The organism is Enterobacter cloacae complex sp. 2024EL-00711 (assembly GCF_047529885.1).
GTDB classification, from domain to species: Bacteria; Pseudomonadota; Gammaproteobacteria; order Enterobacterales; family Enterobacteriaceae; genus Enterobacter; species Enterobacter ludwigii.
The window spans coordinates 24,305-39,578 of the sequence record NZ_JBLIZC010000005.1; the positions used below are offsets into that span (position 1 = coordinate 24,305).

Here is a 15,274-nt window from a genome sequence, read left to right on the forward strand (position 1 = left end):
CGCTTGTGAAAAGGCGCTGAAGACGACCCGAATCAGCGGCGGCGCTGCCAGACCCACAAGCCGGCAATCGCCAACGCGAACAATCCACCGAACCCGACGCCAATCCCTACCACAGGCGCACCGGCTTTAACCGCCAGCGAATACAGGCCCAGCATCAGCAGCATCGCCAGGTTTTCACCGAGGTTTTGCACCGCAATAGCATTGCCCGCCCCGACCGTCTGCTTGCCACGCTCCTGTAATAGCGCATTCAGTGGCACCACGAAGAAGCCTCCCAGAATACCAATCAGGATCAGCAGTACGTAGGCTGGCAATAACGCGTGTTGCAGCGCGAAAAAAAGCACCGCAACGCCAATCAGTATCCCTGCCGGCATGCAGCGAGCAACGGTGTCGAGCGTCACCAGTTTTGCCGCTGCCCCCGCGCCCACCACAATCCCGATCGCCACCATCGCATTAAGGTAGGTTGGCGTCGCGTTGTCCGTGATCCCCAGCGCCACCGGCACCCACAGCACCAGCAGGAAGCGCAGCGTAACGCCAGCGCCCCAGAACATGCTGGTGCCCATCAGAGAGAATCGCGTTTCACCGTTACGCCACAGTACGCGGCAGGCATTGAAGAAGCTGCCGGTCATCGGCTTAAAGCGCCAGGATTGCCCCGGACGCGCCACCGGCAGTTTCGGAATAAACAGGTTAGCGACTACCGCGCCACCGTACACCACGGCACACACGCCGAGGGCCGCCAGCACGTGCCAGTCAGCGAGGACACCGCCTGCGACGGAGCCAAGCAGGATTGCCGCAATGGTGGAGGACTCCATCAGCCCATTGGCTTTCACCAGCTTATCACCGGTGGTCAGCTCCCCGAGGATGCCATACTTCGCCGGGGAGTAGGCTGCGGCACCAATGCCGACCAGCGTATAGCCAATAAACGGATTGAAACCAAAACAAATGCTGGCGGCTCCCAGCAGTTTCAGGCCGTTGGCAAACATCATTACCCGGCCTTTCGGGAAGCTGTCCGCAACCTGTCCGACAAACGGTGCAAAGATAATGTAAGCGCCCACAAACACCATCTGCAGAACCGGCTGACTCCAGTCGGGGTAAAACTCAGCCTTGAGCAGTGCCAGCGTGGCAAACAGCAGCGCGTTATCGCCAAAGGCGGAAAGGAACTGGGCGGCAATCACCGCCATCATGCCTTTTGAGCGCAGAGAGGTGTTAGTGTGTACTGACTCACGCATTATGTTGTTCCGCCTGTTCAACCATGCCCTTGAGGGTCACGAAGTCGGGCTTACCGCTGCCGAGCACCGGAAGCTGTTTCAGGTAGCGAATATCACGAGGTACCGCCAGCTCCGGAATGCCGTGCTCGCGGGCATAGCTCAGTAACTGGTCGCGCTTAAGCTCGCTGTCGGTGGTGAACAGCACCAGCGCCTCGCCTTTACTTGCATCACTCTTCACAACCGTGGCATGCATCTTGTCGGCGGAGACGCCCGATGCCAGCTGTTCAACCATCTCAAGCGAGACCATTTCACCCGCAATCTTGGCAAAGCGTTTTGCACGCCCCTGGATCTGCACAAAGCCTTGCTCATCGAAACGTACAATATCGCCGGTGTCGTACCAGCCCGTTTCAATCTCGCCATTAACGTTTTCTGCGGTCGGTGCTTCCAGCACGCCGGGGTTTTCCACGCGCAGATAGCCGTTCATCACGTTTGGCCCTTTCAGCTGCAGACGGCCGCCGTCTTCAATACCAGGCACCGCCAGCAGACGAGCATCCAGCCCAGGCAGAATTCGGCCTACTGTCCCCGGTTTCGCCGCCATTGGCACGTTGATAGAGACCACCGGCGCACACTCTGTCACGCCATACCCCTCGAGGATGCGCAAACCAAATTTGTCCTGCCAGATCTGTCGCGTGCTCTCCTGCAGTTTTTCCGCGCCAGCAACCACGTAGCGCACGCGGAAGAAGTCATACGGATTGGCGAAACGCGCGTAGTTCCCGAGGAAGGTTGAGGTTCCAAACAACACGGTACAGTTACGGTCATACACCAGCTCCGGCACAATGCGGTAATGCAACGGGCTTGGATAAAGGAAGACTTCGGCACCGGTCAGCAGCGGCGTGAAAAGCCCCACCGTCAGACCAAACGAGTGGAACAGCGGCAGCGCTGACATAAACCGGTCTTTCGCGGTAAAGTCGGCAATGCTTTTGATCTGCTCAACGTTCGCCAGAATACTCTTGTGACTGTGGACGACGCCTTTCGGGTTGCCTTCAGAGCCAGAGGTGAAGAGGATAATCGCGTCGTCTTCCGGCTGCTGTTTCACCTGGGCCAGACGCGGCATCAGCAGATGAGCAAAAATCCACAGTTTGTCGCCTGTCGTCACGTCCGCTTTAAGATCTTCCAGGAAGACCCAGCGTACCTGGGTAAGCTGTTCAGGAAGATGCCACAGTTTGCCTTTGTCGAGGAACTGGCGGGAGGTAAAGACGGTTTTGATTTGCGCTGCCGTGATGGCGCTGGTCAGCCCTTTCACGCCCGCCGTGTAGTTCATCATCGCCGGAATACGGCCACGGGAAACGGCTCCAAAAATCACCGCCGCACTGATGCCTGCGTTGGGCAGCATCAGGCCAATCTTTTCGCCCTGCTGACTGTACTTCTCAAGAATACGGCCCACGAACAATGTTTTGGTCAGCAGCTTGCGATAGGTATCCGGGGTAAAGTTGATGTCTTCGATGCAGTTTTTCTTCGCGCCGTAGCGGTGCTGTGCCGACAGCAGGGATTCATACAGCGTCTCGCGCGGGCGAACCGCCATACGCGCTTCCATCATAATCTGGTGCAGCATCTCTCCGGCAATTTTACGGCGATCGCGTGCACGGGGCGCGTCAGGCATCGGTAACGACGTTGGCGGCAGGATATGCAACGTAATTTTTGGGAACACGCGCTGCTTTACCAACCCTTTCAGACGGCTGAAATAGGAGCGCTCCGCCCCTTCAATACGCAGTGGCACCACGGTTGCTTTTGACTTCGCCGCGACAAACCCGGCGCCGTCGTAGATTTTCATCAGTGAACCGGTCACCGAGATGCGCCCTTCCGGGAAAATAACCACCGGACGCCCCTGCTCCACCAGACGCACCAGATGTTTAATCATCATCGGTTTGGTCGGGTCGAGCGGCACAAAATCAATCAGCGGCGTGAGCCAGCGCATGTACCACTGCTGGCTGATGGAGGTATAAACCGCAAACACCGGACGCACGGGCAGAAATAGCGCCAGCAGAATGCCGTCGATAAAGGAAACATGGTTTGGTGTGATAAGAACGCGTTCGCCGCGAAGCGCCTGAGCATCGCCAGTGACGCGAATGCGAAAGAGAATACGGAAGAGTGTACGGAAGAACCCAAAAAGCATCTCAACTCCCTTTGCCAGCCAGTGTGAAGGGTTGATAGTAAATGGTGGCAGATTACACGAGAAGTGATACGGGAGCGACTGCAAAGTTGAGGCGAAAAAAAACCTGCGCATCCGCGCAGGTTGGTGCAAGAGAAGAGTACGAAACCGTACTAAGAATTCTCACCAATCAATACCTCTGGGATCTCGACTCTATCAATCTCCCCCTCATCCTCGCCATCGGACAATCGCAACAGCCTGAGGCAAAGTGTAACTAAAGGTTCAGATTGACATTATTCAGACATGACTGGCCGTGTAACGATTACACGGCCAGGGTTGTGCTGCGTCACGTTTGTGGAGGGCGAACCCCCGCGCCCCTTGAATGCAGGGCGCTTTTCCGCAACACTATTTCGTGTGTAAACGCTTACCCCCACTAAGAAGGTATGTAATGGCGACAATAAAGGATGTGGCCCGTCTGGCTGGTGTTTCCGTGGCGACCGTCTCGCGCGTGATTAACGACTCCCCTAAAGCCAGTGACGCATCACGCCAGGCGGTGCAAAACGCCATGGAATCATTGAATTATCATCCGAATGCCAACGCCCGCGCCCTTGCCCAACAGTCTACTGAAACCATCGGACTGGTGGTGGGCGATGTGTCTGATCCGTTTTTCGGCGCCATGGTAAAAGCGGTTGAACAGGTTTCTTATCAGACCGGCAATTTTCTGCTGATCGGCAATGGCTATCACAACGAACAAAAAGAACGCCAGGCTATCGAACAGCTGATGCGCCACCGCTGCGCTGCGCTGGTTGTTCACGCCAAAATGATCCCCGATGCTGAACTCATTCATCTGATGAAGCAGATCCCCGGCATGGTGATCATCAATCGAATTATTCCCGGTTTTGAGAAACGCTGCGTGGCACTCGACGACCGGTACGGCGCCTGGCTTGCTACCCGCCATTTGATTCAGCAGGGCCATACCCGCATTGGTTATCTCTGCTCCAATCACCCGATTTCCGATGCTGAAGATCGCCTGCAGGGCTACTACGATGCCCTGCGCGAAAACGGCTTGCCGTGTAATGACCGGCTGGTGGCCTACGGCGAGCCGGATGAGAGTGGCGGCGAACAGGCAATGACAGAGCTGCTGGGACGTGGACGGAATTTCACGGCGGTTGCCAGCTATAACGACTCGATGGCCGCCGGGGCAATGGGGGTGTTAAATGACAACGGAATCGAGGTGCCGGGAGAAATTTCACTCATTGGCTTCGATGATGTGCTGGTGTCCCGCTACGTGCGTCCGCGCCTGACCACCGTACGTTACCCGATTATCACAATGGCAACGCAGGCTGCGGAGCTGGCACTGGCGCTGGCCGAACAACGCCAGCCACCGGATATCACCCACCTGTTCAGCCCCACCTTAGTCCGCCGTCACTCCGTAGGTTCGCCAGCAGAAGCGGGAGAGGAATAGCGATACAGATGTACCGTTTTGTTCGGGTATTCGAGCGCATCGCCAATGTACTGCCAGCCGTAACGTTCGTAGAAGTCGCGGCAGGCAGACCACAGATGCAGTTCGTGATACCCGGCCTGTGCGGCATAGGCGATAACATGCTGCTGCAGTTTTCCCGCCAGTCCGTTACCACGCGCCGCTTCATCAACGTAAAGCGCAGCCAGCCACGGACAAAGATCCTGTCGGGTGATTAAATCGCAGCGCCAGATCCCGACCGTACCCAGAAGCTGTTCGCCCTTCAGAGCAATAAAGGTCAACGGTAACGCGCCCGGCGTCTGGCTGTGTTCAACGATGCTCTGGAAAAACGCCCGCGTAAGCCCGTCACCGAACGCCTGCCAGATCCAGTCAGTTACCTGTTCCGCATACTGAGGCGCGGCATAGAGAGGCAGAATAGTCACACCAGCTTCCCCTGAAACACGGGCACAGATTCAAAAAGATAACCGTCAAAATCCGGCGCATCTTCATCGGAGAGTTCAAGTAAACTCTTTTTCACATTTTCCAGATGCTGGAACATCGCCTGCCAGGCACCCATCACGTCACGACGACGCAGCGCCGCGAGGATAGTTTGCCTGTCGCCCAGCCATTTCAGGCGGTATGCACGGCTGGCGATATGCCCATTGAATTGCTGCCACAGCGGGCTGCTGTCCATGTGGTGCCAGATACTTTCTACCGTTGCCAGCAGCATCTGGTTTTGCGTTGCCCCCGCCAGCACCAGGTGAAACATTTTATTGTTGTCCTGGCTGTTATCGTTGGCGGCAATGGCGCGCTGCTCCTGCTCAATAATACGGCGCAGATTGTCGATGTCTGCGCGTGTCGCCATTTTGGCAGCAAACGCGGCGATGTTGCTTTCGAGGAGCTGGCGCGCCTGCAGGATCTCAAAGGGGCCGACGTCGCTGTTCAGAAAACGTTCTTCTTCGTTTTCGTGTTCTTCAGGAATGCGCATCACATAAACGCCAGACCCCTGGCGGATATCCACCGTGCCCTGCAGCTCCAGCATCAGCAATGCCTCACGCACGATGGTACGACTTACACCGTACTTCTCAGCAATATTTCGCTCGGGCGGCAGACGGGAACCTACGGGATAGTGCCCCTGGATAATTTGCGCCCGTAAATCCTCGCCAATTTCCTGGTACTGTTTTTTTTCCGGCAGGATGACAGCCTTATCCACGTTTTCACCTGTTTTTTCAGTTAATGCGCAGGCCGGGCGTCCTCCCGGCCAGTTTGTGCGCTATTTTACCAGAACCAGCATGGTTTTCGCTTACTTCCATTCATCATCGACCGGGAGCGTGAGCACGCGCGCATCGCGCAGCTGCCGGAACCAGCTCGCCGACCTTTTCGCCCGCCTGGCGCGATTGTTATCGAGATCGATCTCAATCAGCCCGTAGCGGTTTTTGAAGGCGTTCATCGGCGATACGTTGTCCGTGAAGGCCCACAGCATATAGCCATGACAGTTTGCCCCCTCCTCCCGCGCCAGCAGCGTGTAATAGAGGTGCTCGCGAATGAACGCAATGCGGTACTCGTCGTCAATGACCCCGTCACTGTTGCGAAACTGCGCTTCGTTCTCCACGCCCATCCCGCTCTCCGCCACGAACCAGTCGATATTGCGGTAGTCATTTTTTATCCGCATCGCCATATCGTAGATAATGCGGGGATAGATTTCCCAGCCGCGGGATTTATTCATTCGCCGTCCTGGCAGTTCGAACGGTTCGTAGTAGTACGCCGGGTGGAACGGTGTCTCCGGGTGCCAGGCACGAGACGGCGCTTTCACCCGATGCGGGTAATAGAGGTTTATCCCCAGCTCATCGACGGTGTTCTGCGCAATCAGTTCCAGCTCTTCTGCGGTGTAGTCCCACGCCACCTGATGCTGTTCCAGCAGCGTAAACAGTTCTGACGGGTAGCGCCCGTGCACCAGCGGATCGAGAAATACGCGGTTATAGAACAGATCGTACTTCTCTGCGGCGTTAACATCGTGCGGTGCGCACGATCGAGGATAGGTGACTTCGGGGTTGAGAATACAACCCACCGAGCCAGGGTAGCCTTTGGCACGAAACAGCTGTACAACCTTTGCCGTCGCCAGAACCTTATGGTGGTTCCACTGCATCCATTTACCGGTATTCTGCTCGTAGGGCCAGCGCAGCGCATCGAGATAAACGCGGGTCTGTACCACGATCGGTTCATTGAAGGTAAACCAGCGGGTGACTTTACCGTGGTAGCGTTCAAAGACTTTTTCCGCATAGCGGACAAACAGGTCGACAACCTGCTTTGAAGCCCAGCCGCCGTAAGTGTCAAGCAGCACGCCCGGCAGCTCGTAATGCTCGAGGCAGATCATCGGCTCAATACCCTGACGGTGCATCTCATCGAACAACGCGTCGTAATAGGCGGCGTACTCCTCGTCCACCGTCACTTTTTCATAGTCGGTTAAAAAACGTGACCAGTTAATCGAGGTTCGGTAGTGCGTCAGCCCCGCCTGCTTCATCAGCGCCACATCCTCGCGAAAGCGGTTGATAAAGTCGGTCGCCACCGCCGGGCCATAGCCGTTGTGCCAGACGTGGCGATCGTTTTTGTACCAGAGATCGATCCACGAATCCTGCCCCGCCTTTTTGCCGCACCAGCCTTCGGTTTGCCAGGCTGACGCGGCCGCGCCCAGAATGAAATCCTGCGGAATGGTTATCTGTTTTGTCGTCATCACATCCTCATGCATTGTCGGTCGCCTGTTGCAGCGCGGCCTGTTCGGCACGTCGTGAAGCAATCTTCACAAACGGCAGGTAGATAATGACGGCAGTCACAATGCAGATAAGCTGAGTGATGACCGCCCCCATCGATCCGGCGGTGGAGAGCCAGGCGTTGATCAGCGGCGGCGTGGTCCACGGCACCATCACCACGGCTTTACCGGCAAAGCCGGTTACGGTGGCAAAGTAACCGATAGAGCCGGTCACCAGCGGCGTGATAATGAAAGGAATGGCGAGGATCGGGTTAAGCATGATTGGCATGCCGAAGATCACCGGCTCGTTGATGTTAAAGAGCCCCGGACCAATGGAAAGCTTGGCGATCTCTTTCATCTCTTTGCGTTTGGTGGCAATCATGACCGCGATCAGCAGGCCGATGGTCAGCCCCGACCCGCCGATGCTCATATACACATCCCAGAACGGCATGGTGATGATATTCGGCACCTCTTTGCCCTGCTCAAAGGCGCTCATATTAACGGTGATGGCGCCTAACAGCAGCGGCTCGCGGATCGGCTTGATCATCTGGTTGCCGTGAATACCAATCACCCAGAAAAGCTGTGCGACAAACATCAGCAGCAGAATGCCTGGCAGGCTTTGCACCACGCGCTCCAGCGGCTGTTGCACCACCTGATAGACCGCGTCATAGAGATACATGCCGGTGAGTTGATGGAAGACGAAACCCAATGTGGCAATCGCGGTAGTGGTGATGATCGCCGGGATCAGCGCGGAGAACGATGCCGCCACGTTTGGCGGTACGGTGTCCGGCATCCTGATCTTCAGCCCCTTGCGGTTTTCCAGCCAGCAGTAAATTTCAACCGACAGAATCGCGATAAACATGCCGAGGAACAGGCTGCGGGTATCAGAGAACTGACGCAGCAGCACGTCTTTCACCACGTGCATTTCACCATCCACCACCATCTCGACGGTTGTCGGCGTCACGCAGATAAAGCAGATCACCGCCAGCAGGCCAGGGAATAACGATTTGATCCCGTTGATGCGGCCCAGTTCGATGCCGATTAAGAACACCGCGCCAATGTTAAGGAAATTCAGGGTGGCGTAATTGAGCGCGCTGGTGATGGGTTTTAGCGTGGCGAGAAAAGAGAGGGACTGGAAGCTCGCCAGGCCATTTTTCGGATCCAGTACCATATTGGAGATCAAGACAGAGAATGCCCCAACGATGATGACCGGCATTAAGGTAATAAAGGCAGACTTGATCGCCATGATATAGCGATAACTGTTGAATTTTGTGGCAAAACTGCCCAGAGCGTCGATCAGTTTTTCCTGTAATGCCATAGGGTAATACCTCAGTAAAAGGGCTTTTATTGGATAAGGTGTACAGCCGGATACTATTGGCATACCAAAAATAGCTACATGTCGGGTTTTGTTCTGTGATTAAGCTCTCAACGACGTAACAGGTATTCCAAAATGCGGTTTATATCGTTTTTGGCATACCACTTAAAACCCTGTATTTCGAACTGACCGATCGTTACCTAAAAGCGTGATCGTGCTGGAAGTTTTGCCCTTCCCGCATCGCTTATGCACCGGATGGTCTGTGTTAAACTGCAGATCGTTACGTGGAATCAGGAATGTCTAATGGCAACAATGCTGGATGTCTCATTGCGCGCGGGCGTGTCGAAAGCCACGGTATCGCGCGTGCTGAACGGCACAGGTCAGGTTAAAGAGAGTACGCGTCAGCAGGTGTTTAATGCGATGGAAGAGCTGGGCTACCGCCCGAATTTTCTCGCGCGTTCGCTGGCGAACCAGACCAGCAACAGCATTGGTCTGGTGGTCTCTACCTTTGATGGTTTTTACTTTGGTCGTCTTCTTCAGCAGGCCTCCCGACAGACGGAAACCCACGGCAAGCAGCTGATCGTCACGGATGGTCACGACGCCCCGGAGCAGGAAGAGCAGGCGGTACAAATGCTGGCCGATCGCAAATGCGATGCCATCGTGCTTTACACCCGCTACATGAGCGAAAAAGCGATCATGAAGCTGATCCATTCGGTGCAAACCCCGCTGGTGGTCATCAACCGTGAAGTCAGCCAGGCGCCCGATCGCTGCGTGTTCTTCGAACAGCAGGATGCCGCCTTTAAGGCAGTGGATTACCTGATCAACCAGGGCCACCGGGAGATCGCCTGTATCACCGTCCCGATCCACACGCCAACCGGGAAAGCGAGGCTGATGGGCTACCGTAAAGCGCTGGAAAAGCACGGCATTCGTCTGGACGAGCGGCGGATTAAGTATGGCGATGCGGGAATGACGCGAGGATATGAGCTCTGCAAAGAGCTGATTGCCGACGGTATAGCGTTTAGCGCTCTGTTTGCCTGTAACGATGATATGGCGCTGGGTGCGTCCAAGGCGTTACACCAGGCGGGGCTGCGGATCCCACAGGATATTTCCCTGTTTGGCTTTGACGATGCCCCATGCGCGAAATGGCTGGAGCCAGCGCTCTCGTCGGTTTACCTGCCCATCGACAATATGATCGTTACAGCTATCGATCAGGCGATCCGGCTGGCAAAAAACCAACCGGTCGACGCGATCCCGCCGTTCACCGGTACGCTGGTATTACGCGACTCGGTCACGACGGGGCCGTACTTCACTCAGACGAGTTCCAGCGCCAGCAGTTCCTGAATGGTCTGGCGGCGGCGGATCAGCCGCGCCTTGCCGTTATCAAACAACACTTCTGGCAGCAGCGGGCGGCTGTTGTAGTTTGAGGACATTGACGCCCCGTAGGCACCGGTATCGTGCAGCACCAGATAGTCGCCTGGTTTAACTTCCGGCAGCGCGCGGGTTTCCACTTTCCCCCCTTCCTGCTGGGTAAAGACATCACCAGACTCACACAGCGGGCCCGCGACAACCGTCTCGATACGCGGCGCGTGAGTTAAATCGCGGCCATCGGCAGCCAGAGCCGAAATGTGATGATAGCTGCCGTACATTGACGGGCGCATCAGATCGTTAAAGCCGGCGTCAATCAGCACAAAGTGGCGCGAGCCCATCTCTTTCACGCTGCGAACCTGCGCCACCAGCACACCGGATTCAGCCACCAGGAAACGACCCGGCTCAATTTCCAGCTTCACGGCATGACCAAGATGCGCGGCGACCTGGTCACGCGCGGCGCTCCACAGGCCGTAATAGTGATCGGTGTCGATCGCCTCTTCCCCTTCACGGTAGGGAATGGAAAGACCGCCCCCGGCGGAGATCGCCTCCAGATCCTGACCAGACTCGATCACCTGGCGCACCATTGCGCCACAAACCTGCTCAAGGTGCGCGTAATCCACACCGGAGCCGATGTGCATATGAATGCCCACCAGCTTCAGATTGTAACGCTGCAGTACGTCCAGGGCAGCGGGCATATCGGCGTACCAGATACCGTGCTTGCTGTTTTCGCCGCCGGTATTGGTTTTTTGGCTATGACCGTGACCAAAGCCAGGGTTCACGCGCAGCCAGACGCGGTGGCCCGGAGAAACTTGCCCAAGCTGTTCCAGCATATCCACGGACCCGGCGTTTACCGGCACCTGTAGCTCATGGACGCGAGCAAGCGTGGCGTCGTCGATCACATCGGCGGTAAACACAATCGCGTCAGGATCGGCTTTCGGATCAAACCCGGCCGCCAGCGCGCGCTCAATCTCCCCCAGGGAGACGGAGTCGACCTTCACACCCTGCTCACGCATCAGACGCAGAATGTGGATATTGGAGCACGCCTTCTGGGCAAAACGCACCACGTCAAACTGATGCAGGGCAGCAATCTTCTCGCGAACAATCTGCGCGTCGTAGACCCACACCGGACAGCCAAACTCGGCAGGCAGGCGTAGCAGGTTTTCGGCATTCAAATCGGTATCAGTCTGGTTAAGCGGGCGTGGCATGGTCTTTCTCCGGGGTGACATTTTTTTATGATTACGCCACAGCAGGAAGAGAATAAAAAATATCGTTTTATCGCGAGTCTATGCAAAAATGATATGGACAGTTCTTTGTATTCAGGTGACCTATGCCCGCCGTCAATTTACGCCATATCGAGATTTTTCACGCCGTGATGACCACGGGCAACCTCACCGAGGCTGCGCAGATGCTCCATACCTCGCAGCCAACGGTCAGCCGCGAGCTGGCGCGATTCGAGAAAGTGCTGGGACTGAAGCTGTTCGAACGCACCCGCGGCAGGCTTCACCCGACGGTACAGGGGCTGCGCCTGTTCGAGGAGGTGCAGCGCTCATGGTACGGCCTGGATCGCATTGTCAGTGCGGCGGAAAGCCTGCGCGAGTTTCGGCAGGGCGAGCTATCGATTGTTTGCCTGCCCGTCTTTTCGCAGTCTTTTTTGCCGACGCTGCTCCAGCCTTTTCTGGCCCGATATCCGGAGGTGAATCTCACGATTGTCCCGCAGGAGTCACCGCTGCTTGAGGAGTGGCTCTCCGCACAGCGCCATGATTTAGGCCTGACCGAAACCCTCTCTACGCCCGCGGGAACGGAACGCACGGAACTGCTCTCTTTAGATGAGGTGTGCGTGCTGCCAGCCGGGCACCCGCTTGCCCGCAAGCAGATTCTGACGCCAGCGGATTTTCACGGTGAAAACTACATTAGCCTGTCACAAACCGACAGCTACCGGCAGCTGCTGGATTCACTGTTTGCCGAGCATCAGGTGAAGCGCAGGATGGTGGTTGAGACCCACAGTGCGGCCTCCATTTGCGCCATGGTGCGCGCCGGGGTGGGCGTTTCGGTGGTGAATCCACTGACGGCGCTGGATTACGCCGGGCGCGATATTGTCATCCGCCCATTTAGCCTGTCAGTCCCGTTCACCGTGAGCCTGATCCGCCCCCTCCATCGCCCGGTCTCAGCACTGGTGGAGGCGTTTACGGAGCACCTGATAGCCCATGCCCGTCAGGTGGCGCTTCGTTTATCCGATCGGCAAAGTTTATGACAGCATAAACTCCACGGCATCGGCGGCATGAATCGCGGCGGTATCGAAGACCGGAATCGGGCTTTGCTCAACCGGCACCAGTAAACCGATTTCCGTACAGCCGAAAATCACCCCTTCCGCCCCCTGCTGCGCGAGTTTTTCAATCACGCTGACGTAATATGCCCGGGATGATTCGCTAAAGGTGCCGAGGCAGAGTTCATCAAAGATAATCTGGTTGATGCGGGCCCGGTCAGCCTCATCCGGGATCAGGCTTTCAATGCCAAACTGGCTGCTCAACCGACCGCGGTAAAAATCCTGCTCCATGGTGTAGCGCGTTCCCAGCAGCGCCACACGACGTAATCCAGTTGCGGTGATGGTCCGCCCGGTTGCATCGGCAATGTGCAGGAAGGGCAGCGAACAGCGCGCTTCGATATGGGACGCGACTTTATGCATAGTGTTGGTACAGAGCAAAATCCCCTCTGCTCCCGCACGCTCCAGCCCCAGCGCGGCCTCGGCCAGTATTTCCCCGGTTTTATCCCATTCACCGCTCGACTGGCAGGCTTCGATTTCATGGAAATCTACGCTGTGCAGCAGCAGGCTGGCAGAATGCAGGCCCCCCAGACGTTGCTTCACCCCTTCATTAATCAGGCGGTAATAGGGGATTGTCGATTCCCAGCTCATCCCCCCTAGCAGGCCGATCGTTTTCATCATCCCTCCTTAAGTGTTTATCCCAGTGAAGCAAACTTGTGATCGTGTTTCCAGTTCTTTGTCACGTCGTTTCTTTTTAACCCATGGTGATATAAATTAAATGAAACATTGTTTTAATACATTCTGGGGTGACGATATGTTTATTTTCCACAACGAGACCACGCTTGACGATCTGGGGAACGGCGTGACGCGCCGTATTCTTGCCTATGCCGGTAAAATGATGGCGGTGGAGGTGAATTTTGAACAGGGCGCGACAGGCCCACTGCATAACCATCCTCATGAACAGTTAACCTATGTGCTGTCCGGCGAGTTTGAGTTCACGATTGGAGATGAAAAACATGTGGTGACAGCCGGGGATACCCTCTACAAAAAGCCATATGTGATGCACGGCTGCGTGTGTCTTAAACCCGGCAAGCTGCTGGATACCTTCACGCCGGTACGTGAGGATTTTTTGAAATAAAAAAAGGGCGCTGATAACAGCGCCCTTCTCGTCTGCGTTTTTTATTCCGTTACAGGCTCGACCAGAGGATTGCGGCTGAGCATGGCCTCACGCAGTAATACGCTGCCACAGGCAAACAGCCCGCCCAGCAGTCCCGCCAGGATCACAATCAGGGCTTTGCCCGGACCGTCTTTTTTCACCGGCATGGATGGAGAGAGCTGATACTTGAACGGTTCAAGTTTGACGTCTTCGACAGACAGCTTTTTCAGCTGCGCCAGGTAGTATTCCCGGTTCTGGAAGTCTGCGTTCAGCTCAGCGATGTCCTTGAGATTTTTTTCAATCTGCAGTTTTTGCGCGATACCGTCGGCACCGAGCGCAACGGAATAATCCGGATCGTCTTTAACCGCCTGACCGTTGCTGTAGACCGGCTTTTTGATACCCGCCGCGTTGGCCACTTCCAGAGAATAGTTAAGACGCTGCAGATTGGTGTTGTGAACATTCGTCAGACGTACCCGATCCAGCTCCAGCTGTTGCTCCACCACTTTGGTTTTCAGGGTGATCTGGTTACGGATATTCTCCATGGTTTCCTGCTCAACAATCTGCGAGATGTAATCCACGTAACCTTTAAGAACCGTTTGCGCATCCCCCGCCGTCGGCGCGGTGAAGCTCAATGTCCACGAGACGTACGGCGCTTTATCCGCATCTTTTGCCAGGGTGTTATCTACCGCTTTCATCTTTTCGGAGATATTGACCACCGCACGATGCAGCTCAAGCGGATCCACATCAGTGCCTTCCAGCTGTGCCATCACGTAAGGTGAGGATTTCATGTACTCCTCAAGCAACGACTGCGACTGGAACTTTTTAATAAACTGGTTAAACACGTCCGGACGGGTAATTTTCACGTCCACGTCGAGCACCTGCAGGGCGACCATCATCTGGCGCAGCGGGTTCCACTGCGTCTGTTCCGCCGGTGTGATCACCGCTTTACTGGTCCATTTTTGTGGCAGTAAGAACGCGATGGCCAGTCCAACCAGTGCGAATGCGAAGGCAATCACGACGATACGTTTTTTTGCCGCCAGAAGAACTTCTAACAGTCCCAGAAGGTCAATTTCTTTGGAACTGACTGCCGGGGCCGCGTAATGGGGGAAGTCGAGATCCGTATTTTTTTTGAAATCCATTGCTGACATAGCCATTCTTCTTTTGAGGGTGCAGACCATTTCTGCCTGATTGGTTACAGTGGTCCGATGATACAAGAAAGTAAGAATTATCTGAACGAAAGAATGATCCAGCTGTAGACCTGCTATCAGAATTAGTAGTTAGTTTCTCCACGGTATTGTCTTTATTAATCATCCGGTTCTTTCCGCCCCGCCCGCCTCTCTCTTCTTTGAACGCCTGAAATAGCGCAAAAATGCCATCCTCATCACCTTATTGAAACACCGTTTCGACTTTGATCACATTTCCGCTATTAAGCGAATGACGCAGAAACAAATAGCAATAATATAAAATAAAACGGCGTTTTATTATCCAGGAACACGAGTTCTACCGTATTGAAACCCAGGCGTTTCGCTCAACGATGAAATCTTAAAAAGTCTTATAAAACAAAGTTAAATGAAGTAACCGTGACACGTATTACCCAGAACATTGCCGTTCAGGCT

General features: G+C 55.3%; 13 protein-coding genes. 4 read left to right on the forward strand and 9 right to left on the reverse strand.

Annotated elements, in window-relative coordinates; genetic code table 11:
- Window positions 1–32: 32 nt before the first annotated feature.
- Together lplT and aas are read right to left on the reverse strand one after the other, a co-directional pair.
- Complete coding sequence (gene lplT, locus ACMVME_RS14790; RefSeq protein ID WP_025203340.1) at window positions 33–1,226, reverse strand: lysophospholipid transporter LplT; 1,194 nt, start codon at window positions 1,224–1,226, stop codon at window positions 33–35.
- Window positions 1,219–3,378: a bifunctional acyl-ACP--phospholipid O-acyltransferase/long-chain-fatty-acid--ACP ligase gene (aas, locus tag ACMVME_RS14795; RefSeq protein WP_020883773.1), complete on the reverse strand. Its 2,160-nt coding sequence runs from the start codon at window positions 3,376–3,378 to the stop codon at window positions 1,219–1,221. The genes lplT and aas overlap by 8 nt, the downstream gene beginning before the upstream one ends.
- Window positions 3,379–3,802: 424 nt before the next feature.
- Between aas and galR the strand changes: the two genes are divergently transcribed.
- The gene (gene galR / locus ACMVME_RS14800; protein WP_020883772.1) at window positions 3,803–4,819 is read left to right on the forward strand and encodes an HTH-type transcriptional regulator GalR; all 1,017 of its coding nucleotides are present in this window, start codon (window positions 3,803–3,805) and stop codon (window positions 4,817–4,819) included.
- Here galR and ACMVME_RS14805 read toward each other — a convergent pair.
- From ACMVME_RS14805 to ACMVME_RS14820, 4 genes are all read right to left on the reverse strand, one after another.
- The gene (locus tag ACMVME_RS14805) at window positions 4,780–5,256 is read right to left on the reverse strand and encodes a GNAT family N-acetyltransferase (protein ID WP_063156813.1); all 477 of its coding nucleotides are present in this window, start codon (window positions 5,254–5,256) and stop codon (window positions 4,780–4,782) included. The genes galR and ACMVME_RS14805 overlap by 40 nt on opposite strands.
- Window positions 5,253–6,026, reverse strand: a complete 774-nt coding sequence (locus ACMVME_RS14810; RefSeq protein WP_014171459.1) for a GntR family transcriptional regulator — start codon at window positions 6,024–6,026, stop codon at window positions 5,253–5,255. Before ACMVME_RS14810 ends, ACMVME_RS14805 begins: the two co-directional genes overlap by 4 nt.
- Before the next feature lie 90 nt (window positions 6,027–6,116).
- The gene (locus ACMVME_RS14815; RefSeq protein ID WP_104440410.1) at window positions 6,117–7,544 is read right to left on the reverse strand and encodes a glycoside hydrolase family 1 protein; all 1,428 of its coding nucleotides are present in this window, start codon (window positions 7,542–7,544) and stop codon (window positions 6,117–6,119) included.
- A 7-nt stretch (window positions 7,545–7,551) separates the two neighbouring features.
- A complete protein-coding gene (locus ACMVME_RS14820; protein WP_104440341.1) occupies window positions 7,552–8,877 on the reverse strand; it encodes a PTS sugar transporter subunit IIC in 1,326 nt (441 codons plus the stop codon).
- Window positions 8,878–9,177: 300 nt separating this feature from the next.
- Here ACMVME_RS14820 and ACMVME_RS14825 point away from each other — a divergent pair, with 300 nt between their 5' ends.
- The gene (locus ACMVME_RS14825) at window positions 9,178–10,215 is read left to right on the forward strand and encodes a LacI family DNA-binding transcriptional regulator (protein ID WP_032678896.1); all 1,038 of its coding nucleotides are present in this window, start codon (window positions 9,178–9,180) and stop codon (window positions 10,213–10,215) included.
- Here ACMVME_RS14825 and lysA read toward each other — a convergent pair.
- Window positions 10,185–11,447, reverse strand: a complete 1,263-nt coding sequence (gene lysA / locus ACMVME_RS14830) for a diaminopimelate decarboxylase (RefSeq protein ID WP_151887160.1) — start codon at window positions 11,445–11,447, stop codon at window positions 10,185–10,187. The two genes, ACMVME_RS14825 and lysA, sit on opposite strands and share 31 nt — an antisense overlap.
- Window positions 11,448–11,569: 122 nt before the next feature.
- Here lysA and ACMVME_RS14835 point away from each other — a divergent pair, with 122 nt between their 5' ends.
- Window positions 11,570–12,493 carry a LysR family transcriptional regulator gene (locus ACMVME_RS14835; protein ID WP_014171464.1) on the forward strand — a complete coding sequence of 308 codons (924 nt, stop codon included), beginning with the start codon at window positions 11,570–11,572 and terminating at the stop codon, window positions 12,491–12,493.
- Here ACMVME_RS14835 and ACMVME_RS14840 read toward each other — a convergent pair.
- Window positions 12,488–13,180 carry an aspartate/glutamate racemase gene (locus ACMVME_RS14840; RefSeq protein ID WP_207968525.1) on the reverse strand — a complete coding sequence of 231 codons (693 nt, stop codon included), beginning with the start codon at window positions 13,178–13,180 and terminating at the stop codon, window positions 12,488–12,490. The genes ACMVME_RS14835 and ACMVME_RS14840 overlap by 6 nt on opposite strands.
- A gap of 136 nt (window positions 13,181–13,316) precedes the next feature.
- Here ACMVME_RS14840 and ACMVME_RS14845 point away from each other — a divergent pair, with 136 nt between their 5' ends.
- Complete coding sequence (locus ACMVME_RS14845; protein ID WP_044867117.1) at window positions 13,317–13,640, forward strand: cupin domain-containing protein; 324 nt, start codon at window positions 13,317–13,319, stop codon at window positions 13,638–13,640.
- A gap of 41 nt (window positions 13,641–13,681) precedes the next feature.
- Here the strand turns inward: ACMVME_RS14845 and wzz(fepE) are convergent, their stop codons facing one another.
- The gene (gene wzz(fepE) / locus ACMVME_RS14850; RefSeq protein ID WP_032670189.1) at window positions 13,682–14,806 is read right to left on the reverse strand and encodes an LPS O-antigen length regulator Wzz(fepE); all 1,125 of its coding nucleotides are present in this window, start codon (window positions 14,804–14,806) and stop codon (window positions 13,682–13,684) included.
- Window positions 14,807–15,274: the final 468 nt, after the last annotated feature.